The sequence below is a fragment of the Komagataeibacter melaceti genome, assembly GCF_003403295.1.
Taxonomy (GTDB): Bacteria; Pseudomonadota; Alphaproteobacteria; order Acetobacterales; family Acetobacteraceae; genus Komagataeibacter; species Komagataeibacter melaceti.
The window spans coordinates 42,074-57,908 of the sequence record NZ_QUWV01000041.1 but is presented as its reverse complement, the minus strand read 5'-3'; the positions used below and the strand labels follow the sequence as shown (position 1 = coordinate 57,908).

Genomic DNA, 15,835 nt, shown 5'->3' with positions numbered 1-15,835 from the left:
CGGGCCAGCCGCGCTATGGGGCAGCAATGAGCGAGACAGAACCGACATTTTCCGCCATGGGGCTGGACAGCCGCGTGGCCGCCGCCCTGACGCGCATGGGCCTGTCCAGCCCGTCGCAGATCCAGCAGGCGGTCATCCCCCCTGTCCTGTCCGGGCGTGATGTGGAGGCCCGTGCAGGCACCGGCAGCGGCAAGACCATCGCCTTCGCCGCACCGATCGTGTCCATGCTCATGCACGGTGACGGGAGTGACACGGCGGACAATACGCGCATCCGCTGCCTTGTCCTGTCGCCCACGCGCGAACTGGCCGGTCAGATCGCGGGCGTACTGCGCGGGCTGGCGCGCGGGAGCGGCCTGCGCGTGCTTCAGGCTACGGGTGGTGCGCCGCGCATGGCGCAGGTCAGGACGCTTGCGGATGGAATCGCCATTGTGGTGGGCACGCCTGGGCGTGTGACCGACCTTGTGCGCGGGGGCGAGATGGACCTGTCCGCCGCCAGTACCTTCGTGCTGGATGAAGCCGACCGCATGCTCGAACCCGGCTTTGCGGAGGAGATGCTCGCCCTCGCCGCCGTCCTGCCGCCACGGCACCAGACATTGCTGTTTTCCGCCACGATCCCCCCGGCCATGAGCGAACTGGCGGCAAAGTTGCTGCACCGTCCCGTGCGTATCAGCATGGAGGTGGAACACGCACCTACGCCCCGTATCGCGCAATATGCCATTTTCGTGCCCATGCGGCACAAGACGGAGGCCACGCTTGCCTGCCTGCGCCATTACGGCATGCAGCGGGTAATGGTGTTTGTCCGCACGCGGCAGGAAGCCGATGGCATCGCGCGCGCCATTTCCGCCCTGACCCCGGCCGTAGCCATTCATGGTGAGCATTCACAGGCACGGCGCGAACGCATGCTGCGTGATTTCCGTCAGGGCCGCGTGGGGGTTCTGGTAGCGACCGACGTGATGGCGCGCGGCATTGATATTGATGACATCGCCCTGGTCATCAACCATGACATTCCCCCCCAGCCCGAATCCTACGTGCACCGGATCGGCCGCACCGCGCGGGCGGGACGGCGCGGCATGGCCGTAGCCCTGTGCGCGCCGGAGGAACGTCATGCGCTCAAGGAAATCGAACGCCTGACGGGCCAGCGCATCCGCATCGCGCCCCTGCCCGAATAAAGGGGGCTTTAGCGTCATAAGGCGCAACCGGTAACAGGCTTTAGCCACGGTCCCCCGGTCATATCTGCGTCATGCATGCGCTTTGCCCTGCCCGGCCCCGTTCGTGCCCTTGCCGTGGGGGACTGGCCGGATAAACTGCTGTCCATGATGACCGTGGATGCCCTGCCCGCATGTAACCGCTGGCCCAGCAGGCCGGACTGCCCGTGGCATGGCATGCGGGCAGATGGATAAACGCCTGCCGGTGCGTGTGGCGCGCCCGACCCGTTTCCTTGAGCGCCTGCCCCCTCCGCCCACGGCCCTGCCGCGCTGGAAGATCGGCATCACCCCGCCGGACCTTTCCCCATGGATACGGGGCAACTGTGGCATTCCCGGCGTCATGCATTACGAGGGCCGCAGCCCCGGCCCGCATACCGTCTGTGTCAGCCTGATCCATGGGAATGAATTTGCGGGCGCGATCGTGCTGGACCGGCTGCTGCGTGAGCGCATCCGGCCCCGCAGCGGGCGGCTTTCGTTCATTTTCGCCAATCCGGAGGCCATGCACCAGTTCAATCCCGATGACCCCACGCGCGCACGCTGCGTGGATGAGGACATGAACCGTGTCTGGTCCCCCGCCATGCTGGAAAGTGAACGGACATCGCACGAGCTCGACCGTGCGCGTGCCCTGCTGCCGGTCATCCTGACGGCGGACAGGCTGCTGGACCTGCATTCCATGCTGTGGCCGGGTGAGCCGCTGTTACTGTCCGGCATGTCCGGCCCGGGGCGGAAAATGGCGCGGCAGATAAAGGGGGTTCCGCTCAGCGTGGCCGATAACGGGCACCGCAACGGATGCAGACTGATTGATCACCCCCGCTTCAACGGGGGGCCGCACCCTGCGGCAGCCTGCCTGCTTGAAGCTGGCCAGCACTGGCATGGGGATACCGTCACCCGCGCCATGCAGGCGGTCCTGTCCCTGATCGGGCCATGCTGCAGGTTGCCGGTCAAGGCCACGGGTGGCACGCTCCCGCGGCGGCATATGGTGGTGACGGATGTGGTTACCGCCCGCACGGGCATGTTCCGGTTCGTCACCCCTTTTCCCAGCGGGATGGTACTGCCCACGGGGGGAACACTGGTGGCGCATGACGGTAGCGATGAAATCCGCACGCCCTATGACAGGTGCATGCTGGTCATGCCCAACCTCCGCCCCGCGCGCGGGCACACGGCGGTCAGGTTCGCCCGCGCCGTTCCCGCTGAAAGCGACAGTCCGGCCACCGGTCAGTAACCGGGGCCGGACCATCCGTCCATATCAGGCGTAGATGGGGAAGCGCGCGCACAGCGCCTTGACGCGCTGGTGGACGGCCTGCTCGGTGGCGGTGCAGCCTTCTTCCTCGCCGGACTTGGCAAGCGCGGTCAGCACCTCGTCGATCATGAGGCCGACTTCCCTGAACTCCGCCGCGCCAAAGCCGCGCGCCGTCGCCGCCGGGCTGCCCAGGCGGATGCCCGAGGTAATGGCCGGCTTTTCGGGGTCGAAGGGAATGGCGTTCTTGTTGGCGGTAATGCCCGCACGCTCAAGGCTGCGCTCGGCCGCACGGCCGGTCACGCCCTTGGGCCGCAGGTCAACCAGCAGCAGGTGGCAGTCCGTGCCCCCGGTCACGATGTCAAAGCCGCTGCTGACCAGCGTCTCGGCCAGGATGCGGGCGTTGCTGGCCACGGCTTCCTGATAGGCGCGGAAGTCGGGGCGCAGGGCCTCGCCAAACGCGACGGCCTTGGCGGCGATCACATGCATGAGCGGACCGCCCTGCAGGCCGGGGAACACGGCGGAATTGATCTTCTTGGCCAGAGCAGCGTCATTGGTCAGGATCAGTCCGCCACGCGGCCCGCGCAGGGTCTTGTGCGTGGTGGAGGTCACGACATGGGCATGCCCCACGGGCGACGGATACAGCCCGGCGGCGACCAGCCCCGCGAAATGGGCCATGTCCACCATGAGGTAAGCGCCGACCTCATCGGCAATGGCGCGGAAGCGGGCGAAGTCGATGATGCGGGGATAGGCCGAACCACCTGCAACGATCAGCTTCGGCTTCTCGGCGCGGGCAAGGCGCTCCATTTCCTCATAATCCAGCAGGCCGTCTTCCTTGCGCACGCCGTACTGAACCGCCTTGAACCACTTGCCGGAATAGTTGGGGGCCGCACCATGGGTCAGGTGGCCACCTGCGGCAAGGCTCATGCCCATGACCGTATCACCCGGGCTGACCATGGCCATGAAGGCCGCCTGGTTGGCGTTGGCGCCGGAATGGGGCTGCACGTTGGCGAACTCGGCGCCAAACATCTTCTTGACGCGCTCGATGGCGAGGGTCTCGACCTTGTCCACTTCCACACAGCCGCCATAGTAGCGGCGGCCGGGATAGCCTTCGGCGTATTTGTTGGTCAGAACGCTGCCCTGCGCTGCCATGACGGCGGCCGAGACCATGTTCTCGCTGGCGATCAGTTCAATCCCGTCACGCTGACGCTCCAGTTCCGCGCCGATGATCGCGGCGACATCGGGGTCGGCTTCAGTCAGGGGGGCGCGGAAAAACTGCTTCAGGTCAGTCTGGCTCATGTGGTCCGGCACCGTTATGATTCTCCATTCATTGGATCAGCTGCCATATCCGGCTTGGCATGCGGAGATGACACGTATGGAAACAGGCCTGCTATGTGCGCCATATCGTGGTGGTTAGACAACGCCAAAATGACGGAGACCGGCTGATTTGACTGCAGTTCCTTTTCCCGCCCCCATGCGGAGCGGCATATGAGTGCAAACGGAACCACCAGCCTTGCGCACGCATTGCTGCGCAGGCTGCCCATCTCTCCCCCGGCGGACAATACCGGACTGAAGCGCGTGCTCGGCGCGGGCAGCCTCATGGCGCTGGGCGTGGGGGCTACGATCGGGGCGGGACTGTTCTCGCTTACCGGCATTGCGGCGGGCAGCAATGCGGGGCCGGCGGTGGTCATATCCTTTGCGCTGGCCGCCGTGGCCTGTGCGTTCGCGGGGCTGTGCTATGGCGAGCTTGCGGGGATGCTGCCATCGGCGGGCAGCGCCTATGTCTATGCCTATGCCACGCTGGGGGAACTGGCAGGCTGGATCATCGGCTGGGACCTGGTGCTGGAATACACGGTGGGCGCATCGGCGGTGTCCGTAAGCTGGGCGCGGTACATGCGTTCCCTGCTGGACGGGTGGGGCATCCATCTCGCGCCACGGCTCATGGCCTCCCCGTTCGAGGTTGTGGGCATGCGTAACGGCCAGCCCGTGCATGGACTGGCCAACCTGCCCGCCGTGTTCATCATCATGGCGCTCTCTGTGCTGCTCATGCGCGGGATTTCTGAATCCGCGCGGATGAACACCGTGGTGGTCGTGATCAAGCTTGCGGTCATCGCCGCCGTCATCGGGTGCGGCCTGCCCTATATCCGGGTGGAGAACTATACCCCCTTCATCCCGCCCAATACGGGCACGTTCGGGCAGTACGGGCTATCGGGCATCCTGCGCGCGGCGGGGACGGTGTTCTTTGCCTATCTGGGGTTTGACGCGGTCTCGACCGTGGCGCAGGAAACGCGCAATCCGGGCCGTGACATGCCCATCGGCCTCATGGGCAGCCTCGTGATCTGCACGGGGGTCTATATCACCTTTTCCTTCGTGCTGACCGGGCTGGTCAACTATCACGACATGATTGGCGATGCCGCCCCCGTGGCCACCGCCATTGACCACACGCCCTTTGACTGGCTGAAGCCCCTGGTCAAGCTGGGTGTCGTCTGCGGGTTCCTGTCGGTCATCCTTGTCTTGCTGCTGGGGCAGAGCCGGATTTTCTTCGCCATGGCGCGCGACGGGCTGCTGCCGCCCCTGTTCGGCCGGGTCCATGCGGGCTGGGGCACGCCGGTTGCCTGCCACCTGTTCTTCATGGCGCTGACCGGGGCGCTGGCCGCCTTCCTGCCCATCGAACAGCTTGCGCACATGACATCCATCGGCACGCTGCTCGCCTTTGTCATCGTGTGCGTGGGCGTGATGGTGCTGCGCGTGCGTGAACCCGAGCGCCCGCGCGCCTTCCGCGTGCCGGGCGGCAGGGTCATCCCCATTGCGGGCATAGTGTGCTGCCTTGTCATGATGGTCTCGCTCGACGGGCTGACCTGGCTGCGGCTGGTGGGGTGGCTTGCGGTGGGCATGGTGGTCTATGCCGCCTATGGCCTGCGGCACAGCCGGCTGGGGCGGGTCATACCTGCCATGCGGCACGAGCGCTGACCGCGCCGCATTACGGCATCATAATTTGGCGGTACGTGCCGGGCGGAGCATAGTCGCCCCTTCCTAACTGGAGTTGGATTGGACATGAGTATCGGTCAGTTTCCCCACGTAAGGCTGCGGCGTAACCGGCACGACCGGTTCACACGGCGGCTGGTATCCGAAAACACGCTTTCGACCGATAACCTGATCTGGCCCGTTTTCGTGACCGAGGGTACCAACTCGGTCACCGATGTCGCCTCCATGCCGGGTGTGCAGCGTGTCAGCCTCGACCGGCTGGCCGCGCATGTGGAACCCGCGGCAAACCTCGACATCCCGGCCATCGCCCTGTTCCCCATCACGCCCACCGACCTGCGTGATGAAAGCGGCACCGAGGCCACCAATCCCGACAACCTCATGTGCCGCGCGGCACGCCTGCTGAAAAAGGAATTTCCTGAAATCGGCCTGATCGGTGATGTCGCGCTCGACCCCTATACCAGCCACGGCCATGACGGGCTGATCGAGGATGATTACGTGGTCAATGACCCGTCGGTCGATATTCTGGTCACGCAGGCCGTAAACCAGGCGGCGGCCGGGATCGACATCATCGCCCCATCAGACATGATGGACGGGCGCGTGCGCGCCATACGCGAGGCACTGGACGCCACGGGCCTGCCCAACACCCGCATCATGTCCTACGCCGCCAAATACGCCAGCGCCTTCTACGGCCCGTTCCGTGACGCGCTGGGTTCGGGCGGATTGCTGAAGGGTGACAAGAAGACCTATCAGATGGACCCCGCCAACAGTGACGAGGCCCTGCGTGAGGTCGCCCTGGACCTGCAGGAAGGCGCCGACATGGTCATGGTCAAGCCCGGCATGCCCTATCTGGATGTGATCCAGCGCGTGCGGCAGACATTCTCGGTCCCGACCTTCGCCTATCAGGTCTCGGGCGAGTACGCGATGCTGATGGCCGCCATCCAGAACGGCTGGCTGGACCGTGAGCGCGCCATCATGGAAAGCCTCATGTCCTTCCGCCGCGCGGGCGCCAATGGTGTCCTGACCTATTTTGCCCCCGAGGCGGCACGCCTGCTGCGCGCGTGATCCGGGCCTGAAAACCACGCGAAAGCATGCGTTCATGGCCGGATAGTTGATGCCTGCAACAGGAAGAATATGGTATCCTTTGGGAACGGCCGTCCGTTTTTCCTGTTTGCAGGACTGCCGTTTCACGTTTCCGGCTGGTGAGAGCGCATGACATACACATCGCCACGGCATCCGCAGCTATTCTACACCACGGCGCCCATGCCCTGCCCCTACCTGCCGGGGCATCTGGAGCGCAAGGTGGTGACCGAAATCGGTGGGGCGGAAGCCGTGCCGTTCCACAACCGCCTCTCCCGTGCGGGTTTCCGCCGCAGCCACACCATCGCCTACGCCCCGGTCTGCGCCAACTGCACCGCCTGCACGCCCATCCGCGTGCCGGTGGAGCGTTTCAGCCCCAGCCGCACGCAGCTTCGCGTCATGCGCCGCAATGCCGGGCTGCACGGCTTTCCCGTCCCGCCACGCGCCACACCTGAGCAGTTCAGGCTGTTCAGCGCCTACCAGCATGTCCGTCATGATGGCGGGGACATGGCCTCCATGACCTTTCCCGACTACCGGGCCATGATAGAGGACACGCCGGTCGAGACCTTCATGATCGAGTTCCGTGATCCCGAAGGCGCCCTCGCCTGCGTGGCGCTGGTGGACCAGCTTGATGACGGGCTTTCCGCCGTTTACGATTTCTATGACCCGACATTGCAGCGCCAGTCGCTTGGCACGTTCGCCGTGATGCGTCTGGTCGAATATACGCGCTCGCTGGGTCTGCCCTACCTGTATCTGGGCTACTGGATCAGTGAGAGCCGGAAAATGGCCTACAAGGCACGTTTCCGTCCCGCCCAGATCATGACACGCGGCGTGTGGCATGACCTGGACCTGACGGAATATGCCAGACAGCAGGCACACCAGAGCGCCTTCCTGCCCGATGGGCTGTTCCCCGCGCCGCAGTAACCCCTAGCCGCGCGGCTTGCGGGTTGCCCATGCCGGGGCGTTCCGGCCTACATCCGCGCGTTTGCCCATGTAGTCGCGCAGGTCGGCAAAGGTGCGGCGGCGCGCCGGGTCGGGCCAGGACAGGCCATCCGCCGCCGTGAAGACCACCGCGTCACGCAGGCCGCCTTCCTTGTATTTCTGCAAGATCACGCCAAGGCCACGCCCCATTTCGGGCAACTGGTCGAGCGGGAAGACAAGCATGCGGCGGTTCTGGCCAAGGACAAGCACATGGTCGCCCACGGCAGGTGTGCAGATCAGGGCACTTTCCGCTTCCTTCAGGTTCAGTACCTGCTTGCCGGTGCGCTTTTCCGCCGTCATGGCCGTTTCCGCCACGATCATGCCCCGACCACTGCTTGAGGCCAGCAGGCGCTTGCGACTGTCATCGACCGGGAACATCGTGATGATGTCCTCGTCATTCGACAGGTCGATCATGAGGCGCAACGGCTGCCCGTCACCCCGGCCGCGTGGCAGGTCCCCTACGCGCAGCGTAAAGGCCCGGCCATCGGTCGCGAACACGCACAGGCGGTCATTGCTGTAACATTCGACCGACAGGCCGTGCGCGTCCCCTTCCTTGAACTTCATGGCCTGCAGATCCTGCCCGTGCCCACGCACGGTACGGACCCAGCCCTTTTCCGACAGGATGACCGTCACGGGATCACGCTCGACAGGCAGCGCCGCTTCCACATCAATTTCGACCGGCGCATCCGCCAGCATGCTGCGGCGCTTGCCCAGTGCACCACCGCCAAAGGTTTTCTGGATATCCCTGATCTCGGCGGCGATGCGTTTCCAGCGCAGCCCTTCCTGGTCCAGCAACCCCTGCAGCGCATCGCGTTCGGCACTCAGTGCGGCGTGTTCCTTGCGGATCTCCATTTCCTCAAGCCTGCGCAGGCTGCGAAGGCGCATGTTCAGCACGGAATCCGCCTGCAGTTCCGTCAGGCTGAACGCGGCCATGAGGGCGGCCTTCGCATCATCCTCCTCGCGGACAATGCGGATCACCTCGTCAAGGTTGAGATACACGGCCAGGAAGCCATCAAGAATTTCCAGCCGCCGGTTCACCGCCACCAGACGGTTGGCGCTGCGGCGGACCAGAACCTCGTGCCGGTGATCGAGCCACGCCTGCAGCACATCCTTCAGGCCACGCACGCCGGGCACCTGATCGGCGCCTAGCACGTTCATGTTCAGGCCGAAGCGGCTTTCAAACTGCGTGGCGCGGAACAGGGTCTCCATCAGCACCGCGGGTTCGATCCCACGGGACTTGGGCTCAAGCACCAGCCGGATGTCGGTGGTGCTTTCATCACGGATATCGGCCAGAAGCGGCAGTTTCTTCTGTTCCATGAGATCGGCCACCTGCTCGATCAGGCGGGATTTCTGCACCTGATACGGGATCTCGGTCACCACGATCTGCCATGTGCCAAAGCGGCCCTGCTCGACTTCCCACTTCGAACGAATGCGGAAGGAACCACGCCCCGTTTCATAGGCGCGGGCTATGGCGTCACTATCCTCCACAATACTGCCACCAGTGGGAAAATCCGGGCCCGGCATGTGCTGGAGCAGTTCCGCCGTGGTGGTGGACGGCTTGCGGATCAGCGCCAGCGCAGCAGCACAGATTTCGCCCACGTTATGGGGCGGGATGCTTGTGGCCATGCCCACGGCAATGCCCGCCGCCCCGTTTGCCAGCAGGTTGGGGAAAGCGGCAGGCAGCACGACAGGCTCCTGCTCCTCCCCATCATAGGTGGGGCGGAAGTCAACGCTGTCCTCGTCAATCCCTTCAAGCAGGGCCTTGGCAACGGCGGTCAGGCGGGATTCGGTGTAACGCATGGCCGCCGCGTTATCACCATCGATCGAGCCGAAATTGCCCTGCCCCTCGACCAGCGGGTAACGCACGGCAAAATCCTGCGCCAGACGCACCAGCGCCTCGTACACGGAGGCATCGCCATGGGGATGGTACTTACCGATCACATCGCCCACCACGCGGGCGCATTTCTTGAACCCGGCGGAAGGGTCAAGCTTGAGCTGCTGCATCGCGTATATCATGCGCCGGTGCACGGGTTTCAGCCCGTCACGCACATCGGGCAGCGAACGCGACATGATGGTTGACATGGCATAGGCCAGATAGCGCTCGCTCAGCGCGTCGGCCAGCTTGGTGTCTTCAATATGTCCGGCTGATGTATCCACAGGCATGCGATCTTCCTCCCGCAGGTGAACAGATAGCGAAACTTTGGGGTTTGTCCAATGGTTGTCTTGCGCAGTGGCACAAAAGCGCCAGGGCCGGATTGTTCACTCCACCACGGGGGGCTGCGCAGCCGCATCCCCATCCGGCGGGTCTATGTCGGCCAGGCGCGCAATCATGTCCGCCAGCCTGCCGCGTGCTTCCGGCACCGGGCGGTGGCGCTGCCCGAAGGCATCACGCCGCAGGAAATGACCGGACAGGCATAAGCCATCGTACCAGTCCCGTGGCGTGCCGGTCTGCTCGGGATGGCGCACGAAGGCGGGCAGCGGGAGCAGGCGTGAACGCCACTCCCCGACCCGCGCATCCGATACCGCGCGCCCCGTACGTGGCGAGACCCATGCCAGATCATCCTGCCCGCCCCCCAGGGCGCACCGACTCAGATCCAGCCCGAAACCAAGCTCGGACAGCAGCAGGAGTTCCCACTGCACGATTTCAGGCATGGCGGCCTCCGCCGCCCATTGCGGGTCAAGGCTGATCCGCGCCAGCAGGCTGGTCAGTCCCTGGAATATGGCAGGATGCGGCTCGCGCTCGGGCAGGCAGCCATCGGCCAGCGCGCATAACGAGGCCAGCATGGCCAGCGGCAGCGGATGATCGAGCAGCCGCGCGCCCGAGGCATGGACCGTCTCGGCCGTCATGTTGCCAAGCTGTTCGGGCAGGCGCACGGTCCAGCGCGCACGCACAAGGTTTCCCGTCTGCCATACAGCGCGGCCCCGGCTGGATGAGCCCCCACGGGCCAGGCCGTGATACAGCCCATATTCCCCCGTGAGCACATGCACGATCGCGCTGCCTTCCCCATACGGGGTGGCTGAAAGCACAAGGGCGGGTGCCTCCCATTCCATCAGGAAGCACCCGCCCTTGCAGCGATAAACCCGGAAACCGGCAACAGGATCAGTTGCCGGCCGCCTTTGCCACCTCGGCAGCAAAGTCGTTTTCTTCCTTCTCGATGCCTTCACCAAGCTGGAAGCGGTCAAAGCCGGTCAGCTTCGCGCCTGCCTTTTCCACGATCTTGCGCACGCGGCTTTCACCATCATGCACCCAGACCTGCTCCAGCAGCACCACTTCCTCGTAGAACTTGCGGATACGGCCATCGACCATCTTTTCGATGATCGCATCGGGCTTGCCCGAAGCCTTGGCCTGCTCCACCAGCACCGCGCGCTCACGCTCAAGCGCCTGCGGGTCAACGCTGTCCACATCCAGCGCAGCCGGGCGGGTTGCGGCAACATGCATGCCGATGCGACGGCCGAGGTCTTCCATCGCCTCGCTGGCGGTCGGGGCCTCAACAGCGGCCAGCACGCCAATCTTGCCCAGACCGGGGCTGACGGCGGAATGCACGTAGGTCGCGACCACACCCGAGGGCACGCTCAGCACGTGCGCACGGCGGATGGACATGTTCTCGCCAATGGTAGCGATCAGGTGCGTCAGTTCATCGGCAACGGTGCGACCGCTTTTCAGCACGGCGGCCTTCAGCTTTTCCAGATCGTCGCCAACGCTCAGGGCCGCATTGGCCACTTCGGAGACGAAGTTCTGGAAATGCTCGTTACGGGCCACGAAGTCGGTCTCGGCATTGACTTCGACCATGGCGGCCTTCTTGTCAGCCTGCGCCACGCCAACCAGACCTTCCGCCGTAACGCGGCCGGACTTCTTGGCGGCGGCCGAAAGGCCCTTCTTGCGCAGCCAGTCGATCGCGCCTTCGATGTCGCCTTCGGCCTCGTTAAGGGCCTTCTTGCAATCCATCATGCCTGCGCCGGTCTTCTCACGAAGTTCCTTGACGAGGGCTGCGGTAATTTGCGCCATTATCCTGATACTCCTCACGACAGGCGCACGCCCCGCATGACTGCAGGGCGTGTCCTTGCTGTGTCAGTTACGCCGGGGGCGTGTTCAGCCCATGCCGGCGTTCATTTTCATTCCGCGCTTGCGGCAGCTTCCGTCACGGCCGTTTCCACGGCGGGGTCGATCGGCAGTTCCTCGGACGCACCGAAGTCCTCGCCCGACGCACCCAGCTCGGCGGAGATACCGTCCAGAACAGCGGACGAAACCAGCTCGCAATACATGGCAATGGCGCGGATCGCGTCATCATTGCCCGGGATCGGATAGGTCACGCCACGCGGGTCGGAGTTGCTGTCCAGCACCGCCACGACCGGGATACCCAGCTTGTTGGCTTCTTCAACCGCCAGCTTTTCCTTGTTCGTGTCGATCACGAACAGGATGTCCGGCAGGCCGCCCATTTCCTTGATGCCGCCGAGCGAACGCTCCAGCTTCTCACGGTCACGGGTGATGTCCAGGACTTCCTTCTTGGTCAGGCCCTGGGTGCCGTTTTCCAGCATTTCGTCAATGCCGCGCAGGCGCTTGATCGAACCGGTGATGGTCTTCCAGTTCGTCAGCATGCCGCCCAGCCAGCGGTGGTTGACGTAATACTGGCCGCAACGCTTGGCGGCTTCGGCCACCTGATCGGCAGCCGCGCGCTTGGTGCCGACGAACAGCACGCGGCCACCACCGGCCACTGTGTCACGGATCGCCTTGAGCGCACGGTCCAGCATGGGAACGGTCTGCTGCAGGTCGATGATGTGGACCTGGTTGCGCACGCCGAACAGGAACGGCGCCATGCGCGGGTTCCAGCGACGGGTGTGGTGACCGAAATGCACGCCGGCTTCGAGGAGCTGGCGCATGGTGAATTCTGGCATTGCCATGTCGGATTCAATCCTTTGTCTGGTTCATCCTCCGTGAAGCACGCCCGTTTTTACGGACACCAGAGGTATTGGCTTCACGTGCGAATTGGCCCCACGCGCGGGGCCGTGGCGGGATATGGCCGGTTTTGGCGCGGATTGCAAGCACCGTAATGCAGGTGGCAGGTATCGTGATGCAACTTTCCCGCACAGCGCGCATTATGTGCCTTCACGAGCAAAGGACTGATTCGCAATGACAATTACGAAATTCGGCACGGCACACTGGTCTGGTGGACTGAAAGACGGCAAGGGCGAGGTCTCGACACAGAGCGGCGTGCTCGAACAGCAGCCCTATGGCTTCAACACCCGTTTTGAAGGCCGCCCCGGCACCAACCCCGAGGAACTGCTGGGCGCTGCCCATGCCGCCTGTTTCGCCATGGCGCTGTCGGGTATCCTGGGGGGCGCGGGGCTGACCGCCACATCACTGGAAGCAAAATCGGCCATCGTGCTGGAAAAGCAGGGCGAGGGATTCGCCATCACCAGCGCGCACCTGACGCTGGAGGCCGAAATCCCGAATGCGACGGAAGAACAGTTCAATGAACTGGCGCAGAAGGCGAAGGCCGGCTGCCCCGTCTCCAAACTGTTCAACGCCACGATCACGCTGGAAGCCCGGCTCAAGACCTGAGGAACGGGCGCAACGGGAGCCGCTACAGGCTCCCCACCTGCCCCCGGTGGCGCAGCAGGTGGTCAGCCAGCACGCAGGCCATCATCGCCTCGCCCACCGGCACGGCCCGGATGCCCACGCACGGGTCATGCCGCCCCTTGGTCATCACGTCCACATTCTCTCCCTCCCGCGTGACGGAGGGAACGGGTGTCAGGATCGAACTGGTCGGCTTGACCGCAAAACGGACGACAACAGGCTGTCCGGTCGAGATACCCCCCAGCACGCCACCGGCATGGTTCGAGCCAAAGCGCAGGCTACCGTCTTCCATGCGCATCGGGTCGGCATTTTCCTCACCCGTCAGGCTGGCGGCGGCAAAACCTTCCCCTATTTCCACGCCCTTGACGGCGTTGATGCTCATCATTGCCATGGCAAGATCGGAATCGAGCTTGCCATAAACCGGCGCGCCAAGGCCCGCGGGCACGCCTTCGGCCACGACCTCGATCACCGCACCGATGGACGATCCCTTTTTACGGATACCGGCCAGATATTCTTCCCATACCGGCAGCATTTCGGCATCGGGGCAGAACAGCGCGTTGGTGGCGGCCAGATCCCAGTCTAGCCGGTCGCGGTTGATGGCATGGGGACCAACCTGCACCAGTGCACCGCGAATACGCACGCCATCACCCAGCACCCGGCGCGCCACGGCACCGGCCGCCACGCGCATGGCCGTCTCACGCGCCGATGAGCGCCCGCCACCCCGATAGTCACGTATGCCGTATTTCATGTCATAGGCGACATCGGCATGACCGGGCCGGTAGCGGGTGGCGATATCGCCATAATCACGCGAACGCTGGTCGGTATTGTGAATGAGCAGGGAAATGGGGGTGCCGGTCGTCTGCCCCTCGAACACACCGGACAGGATCTCGACTTGGTCGGCCTCCTGCCGCTGGGTGGTGAACTGCGACTGGCCGGGCCTGCGGCGGTCCAGCCAGGGCTGGATGTCCGCCGCGTCCAGCGCGATGCGCGGCGGGCAGCCGTCAATCACGCAGCCAATGGCCGGGCCGTGGCTTTCGCCCCACGTGGTGACGCGGAACAGATGGCCGAAGGTATTGTACGACATGACGGCAGGTTTCCCGCGCTCAGTTACCCGCGACCGTAATGTCCGGTGCGGTGGGGTTTTTCATGCCGACAATGTGGTAGCCGGAATCGACGTGGTGGATTTCGCCCGTCACCCCGCCCGACAGGTCGGACAGCATGTACAGCCCCGCCCCGCCCACTTCTTCCAGCGACACATTGCGTTCCAGCGGGGAATTGTACTGGTTCCACTTCAGGATATAGCGGAAATCCCCGATCCCGTTGGCCGCCAGCGTCATGACCGGACCAGCCGAGATGCCGTTGACACGGATGCCCTCGCCACCAAGGTCCACCGCCATGTAGCGCACCGATGCCTCCAGCGCCGCCTTGGCCACGCCCATTACATTATAGTGCGGCATGACCCGCTCGGCGCCCAGATAGGTCAGCGTGAGCAGCGAGCCGCCGGGGTTCATGATGGCGGCAGCACGACGGGCGACGGCGGTGAAGGAATAGCAGGAGATGTCCAGCGCCTTGAGGAACGCCTCACGCGGGGTATCGACATAGCGCCCGCGCAGGAACTGCTTGTCCGCCCAGCCGATGGCGTGAACGAGGAAGTCGATCTTGCCCCATTCCTTTTCAATGGCGGCGAAGGTTGCGTCCATCGCGGCGTCATCGGTCACGTCGCACGGCAGGACCAGCGTTGACCCCACGGTCTCGGCCAGCGGGCGCACGCGCTTGCCCAGCGCCTCGCCCTGGTAAGTGAAGGCGAGTTCACCCCCCTGCTCGGCCACGGCGCGCGCGATGCCCCATGCAATCGAGCGGTCATTCGCAACCCCCATCACAAGTCCCCGCTTCCCTTTCATCAGTGTTCCCTTGACGGAGATTCTGGGCGCGCCGTCTGACATGCTGGTTTCCTTAATGATAAATGACGGATGAAATTTTGGCCTCGTGGTTGCACAAGCCGTCGTTTCGGACAAGATGCCGAATGCCGTAATTGTAGCGAATATTCGTCACGCGGTAACTTACCTTATGTTTCCATATGTTTCGTATGGCGGCCACGACGGGCTTGCGCGCCGCCGGTTACGAGACAGACAGCCATGCGGAACCTGAAGTTCATGACCCTTCCCCTTATCAACCCGGATGCGGACCCGTTTGACCTGTTCGATGCGTGGATGCGCGATGCGGTCGCGCATGAACCCAACGACCCGAACGCCATGGCGCTGGCCACGGCCACGGCGGATGGCAGGCCATCGGTGCGCATGATCCTGCTCAAGGGCGCGGACCGGCGGGGCTTCGTGTTCTACACCAACCTCAACAGCCGCAAGGCCGATGACCTGATGGCCAACCCGCATGCGGCACTCCTGTTCCACTGGAAGAGCATCCGCCGCCAGATCCGCATAGAAGGCCCGGTCGAGCCCGTCAGCGCGGCGGAGGCCGATGCCTATTTCGCCAGCCGCAGCCGCATCTCGCGCCTGGGCGCCATCGCTTCCAACCAGTCCCACCCGATGCCGGACCGTGCCGTGTTTGAAAAGGCCATCGCGGATCTGGAAGCCCGCTACCCCGAACCCGACGCGGTCATTCCGCGCCCCGCCAACTGGACCGGCTTCCGTGTCGTGCCCCGGCATTTCGAATTCTGGCAGGACCGCCCCTACCGCCTGCATGACCGGGTGGTCTGGGACCGCGACGGCGAAGGCTGGGACGCGCAGCGGCTTTATCCGTAAACCCAGAACTTAACGC

15 protein-coding genes are annotated in these 15,835 nt (G+C 64.4%); 8 read left to right on the top strand and 7 right to left on the bottom strand.

Translation table 11 applies throughout. From position 1 onward, the window contains the following. Positions 1–26 precede the first annotated feature (26 nt). From DY926_RS05495 to DY926_RS05490, 3 genes are all read left to right on the top strand, one after another. Positions 27–1,169: a DEAD/DEAH box helicase gene (locus DY926_RS05495; RefSeq protein ID WP_241503075.1), complete on the top strand. Its 1,143-nt coding sequence runs from the start codon at positions 27–29 to the stop codon at positions 1,167–1,169. Between the two features lie 75 nt (positions 1,170–1,244). Continuing rightward, a complete protein-coding gene (locus tag DY926_RS17235; protein WP_158551930.1) occupies positions 1,245–1,400 on the top strand; it encodes a hypothetical protein in 156 nt (51 codons plus the stop codon). Then, positions 1,393–2,427, top strand: a complete 1,035-nt coding sequence (locus DY926_RS05490) for a M14 family metallopeptidase (RefSeq protein ID WP_186336089.1) — start codon at positions 1,393–1,395, stop codon at positions 2,425–2,427. The genes DY926_RS17235 and DY926_RS05490 overlap by 8 nt, the downstream gene beginning before the upstream one ends. Positions 2,428–2,451: 24 nt before the next feature. On the opposite strand, the gene glyA is transcribed toward DY926_RS05490, so the two are convergent. After that, the gene (glyA, locus tag DY926_RS05485; RefSeq protein ID WP_116702440.1) at positions 2,452–3,741 is read right to left on the bottom strand and encodes a serine hydroxymethyltransferase; all 1,290 of its coding nucleotides are present in this window, start codon (positions 3,739–3,741) and stop codon (positions 2,452–2,454) included. Positions 3,742–3,930: 189 nt separating this feature from the next. On the opposite strand from glyA, the gene DY926_RS05480 reads away from it, so the two are divergent. From DY926_RS05480 to DY926_RS05470, 3 genes are all read left to right on the top strand, one after another. Further along, a complete protein-coding gene (locus DY926_RS05480; protein ID WP_186336088.1) occupies positions 3,931–5,412 on the top strand; it encodes an amino acid permease in 1,482 nt (493 codons plus the stop codon). Positions 5,413–5,496: 84 nt separating this feature from the next. Next, a complete protein-coding gene (gene hemB, locus DY926_RS05475) occupies positions 5,497–6,489 on the top strand; it encodes a porphobilinogen synthase (RefSeq protein ID WP_116702438.1) in 993 nt (330 codons plus the stop codon). 147 nt (positions 6,490–6,636) lie between these two features. Then, positions 6,637–7,428, top strand: a complete 792-nt coding sequence (locus tag DY926_RS05470; protein WP_116702437.1) for an arginyltransferase — start codon at positions 6,637–6,639, stop codon at positions 7,426–7,428. 3 nt (positions 7,429–7,431) lie between these two features. On the opposite strand, the gene parC is transcribed toward DY926_RS05470, so the two are convergent. The 4 genes from parC to rpsB all read right to left on the bottom strand — a co-directional run bounded on the left by parC (position 7,432) and on the right by rpsB (position 12,384). Continuing rightward, positions 7,432–9,648, bottom strand: a complete 2,217-nt coding sequence (gene parC, locus DY926_RS05465; protein WP_116702436.1) for a DNA topoisomerase IV subunit A — start codon at positions 9,646–9,648, stop codon at positions 7,432–7,434. A gap of 96 nt (positions 9,649–9,744) precedes the next feature. Beyond that, on the bottom strand, positions 9,745–10,536 hold the full coding sequence (recO, locus tag DY926_RS05460) for a DNA repair protein RecO (RefSeq protein ID WP_116702435.1): 792 nt from the start codon (positions 10,534–10,536) through the stop codon (positions 9,745–9,747). A 49-nt stretch (positions 10,537–10,585) separates the two neighbouring features. Next, positions 10,586–11,491 (bottom strand): translation elongation factor Ts, encoded by a 906-nt coding sequence (gene tsf, locus DY926_RS05455; RefSeq protein ID WP_116702434.1) that lies wholly within the window; start codon positions 11,489–11,491, stop codon positions 10,586–10,588. A 107-nt stretch (positions 11,492–11,598) separates the two neighbouring features. Beyond that, positions 11,599–12,384: a 30S ribosomal protein S2 gene (gene rpsB / locus DY926_RS05450; RefSeq protein WP_116702433.1), complete on the bottom strand. Its 786-nt coding sequence runs from the start codon at positions 12,382–12,384 to the stop codon at positions 11,599–11,601. Between the two features lie 229 nt (positions 12,385–12,613). On the opposite strand from rpsB, the gene DY926_RS05445 reads away from it, so the two are divergent. After that, positions 12,614–13,045 carry an OsmC family protein gene (locus DY926_RS05445; protein ID WP_116702432.1) on the top strand — a complete coding sequence of 144 codons (432 nt, stop codon included), beginning with the start codon at positions 12,614–12,616 and terminating at the stop codon, positions 13,043–13,045. Positions 13,046–13,067: 22 nt separating this feature from the next. Here DY926_RS05445 and aroC read toward each other — a convergent pair whose 3' ends face one another. Next, positions 13,068–14,144 carry a chorismate synthase gene (aroC, locus tag DY926_RS05440; protein ID WP_116702431.1) on the bottom strand — a complete coding sequence of 359 codons (1,077 nt, stop codon included), beginning with the start codon at positions 14,142–14,144 and terminating at the stop codon, positions 13,068–13,070. Positions 14,145–14,163: 19 nt separating this feature from the next. Then, positions 14,164–15,003, bottom strand: a complete 840-nt coding sequence (fabI, locus tag DY926_RS05435; protein WP_116702430.1) for an enoyl-ACP reductase FabI — start codon at positions 15,001–15,003, stop codon at positions 14,164–14,166. Positions 15,004–15,213: 210 nt separating this feature from the next. Here fabI and pdxH point away from each other — a divergent pair, with 210 nt between their 5' ends. Continuing rightward, positions 15,214–15,819, top strand: a complete 606-nt coding sequence (gene pdxH / locus DY926_RS05430; RefSeq protein WP_116702497.1) for a pyridoxamine 5'-phosphate oxidase — start codon at positions 15,214–15,216, stop codon at positions 15,817–15,819. The last annotated feature ends 16 nt before the right edge of the window (positions 15,820–15,835 follow it).

Excerpts from the sequence above, each read along its gene's own strand:
- DY926_RS05495 (WP_241503075.1), top strand. The coding sequence starts at position 27 with ATGAGCGAGACAGAACCGACATTTTCCGCCATGGGGCTGGACAGCCGC.
- DY926_RS17235 (WP_158551930.1), top strand. The coding sequence starts at position 1,245 with ATGCGCTTTGCCCTGCCCGGCCCCGTTCGTGCCCTTGCCGTGGGGGAC.
- DY926_RS05490 (WP_186336089.1), top strand. The coding sequence starts at position 1,393 with ATGGATAAACGCCTGCCGGTGCGTGTGGCGCGCCCGACCCGTTTCCTT.
- glyA (WP_116702440.1), bottom strand. The coding sequence starts at position 3,741 with ATGAGCCAGACTGACCTGAAGCAGTTTTTCCGCGCCCCCCTGACTGAA.
- DY926_RS05480 (WP_186336088.1), top strand. The coding sequence starts at position 3,931 with ATGAGTGCAAACGGAACCACCAGCCTTGCGCACGCATTGCTGCGCAGG.
- hemB (WP_116702438.1), top strand. The coding sequence starts at position 5,497 with ATGAGTATCGGTCAGTTTCCCCACGTAAGGCTGCGGCGTAACCGGCAC.
- DY926_RS05470 (WP_116702437.1), top strand. The coding sequence starts at position 6,637 with ATGACATACACATCGCCACGGCATCCGCAGCTATTCTACACCACGGCG.
- parC (WP_116702436.1), bottom strand. The coding sequence starts at position 9,648 with ATGCCTGTGGATACATCAGCCGGACATATTGAAGACACCAAGCTGGCC.
- recO (WP_116702435.1), bottom strand. The coding sequence starts at position 10,536 with ATGGAATGGGAGGCACCCGCCCTTGTGCTTTCAGCCACCCCGTATGGG.
- tsf (WP_116702434.1), bottom strand. The coding sequence starts at position 11,491 with ATGGCGCAAATTACCGCAGCCCTCGTCAAGGAACTTCGTGAGAAGACC.
- rpsB (WP_116702433.1), bottom strand. The coding sequence starts at position 12,384 with ATGGCAATGCCAGAATTCACCATGCGCCAGCTCCTCGAAGCCGGCGTG.
- DY926_RS05445 (WP_116702432.1), top strand. The coding sequence starts at position 12,614 with ATGACAATTACGAAATTCGGCACGGCACACTGGTCTGGTGGACTGAAA.
- aroC (WP_116702431.1), bottom strand. The coding sequence starts at position 14,144 with ATGTCGTACAATACCTTCGGCCATCTGTTCCGCGTCACCACGTGGGGC.
- fabI (WP_116702430.1), bottom strand. The coding sequence starts at position 15,003 with ATGTCAGACGGCGCGCCCAGAATCTCCGTCAAGGGAACACTGATGAAA.
- pdxH (WP_116702497.1), top strand. The coding sequence starts at position 15,214 with ATGACCCTTCCCCTTATCAACCCGGATGCGGACCCGTTTGACCTGTTC.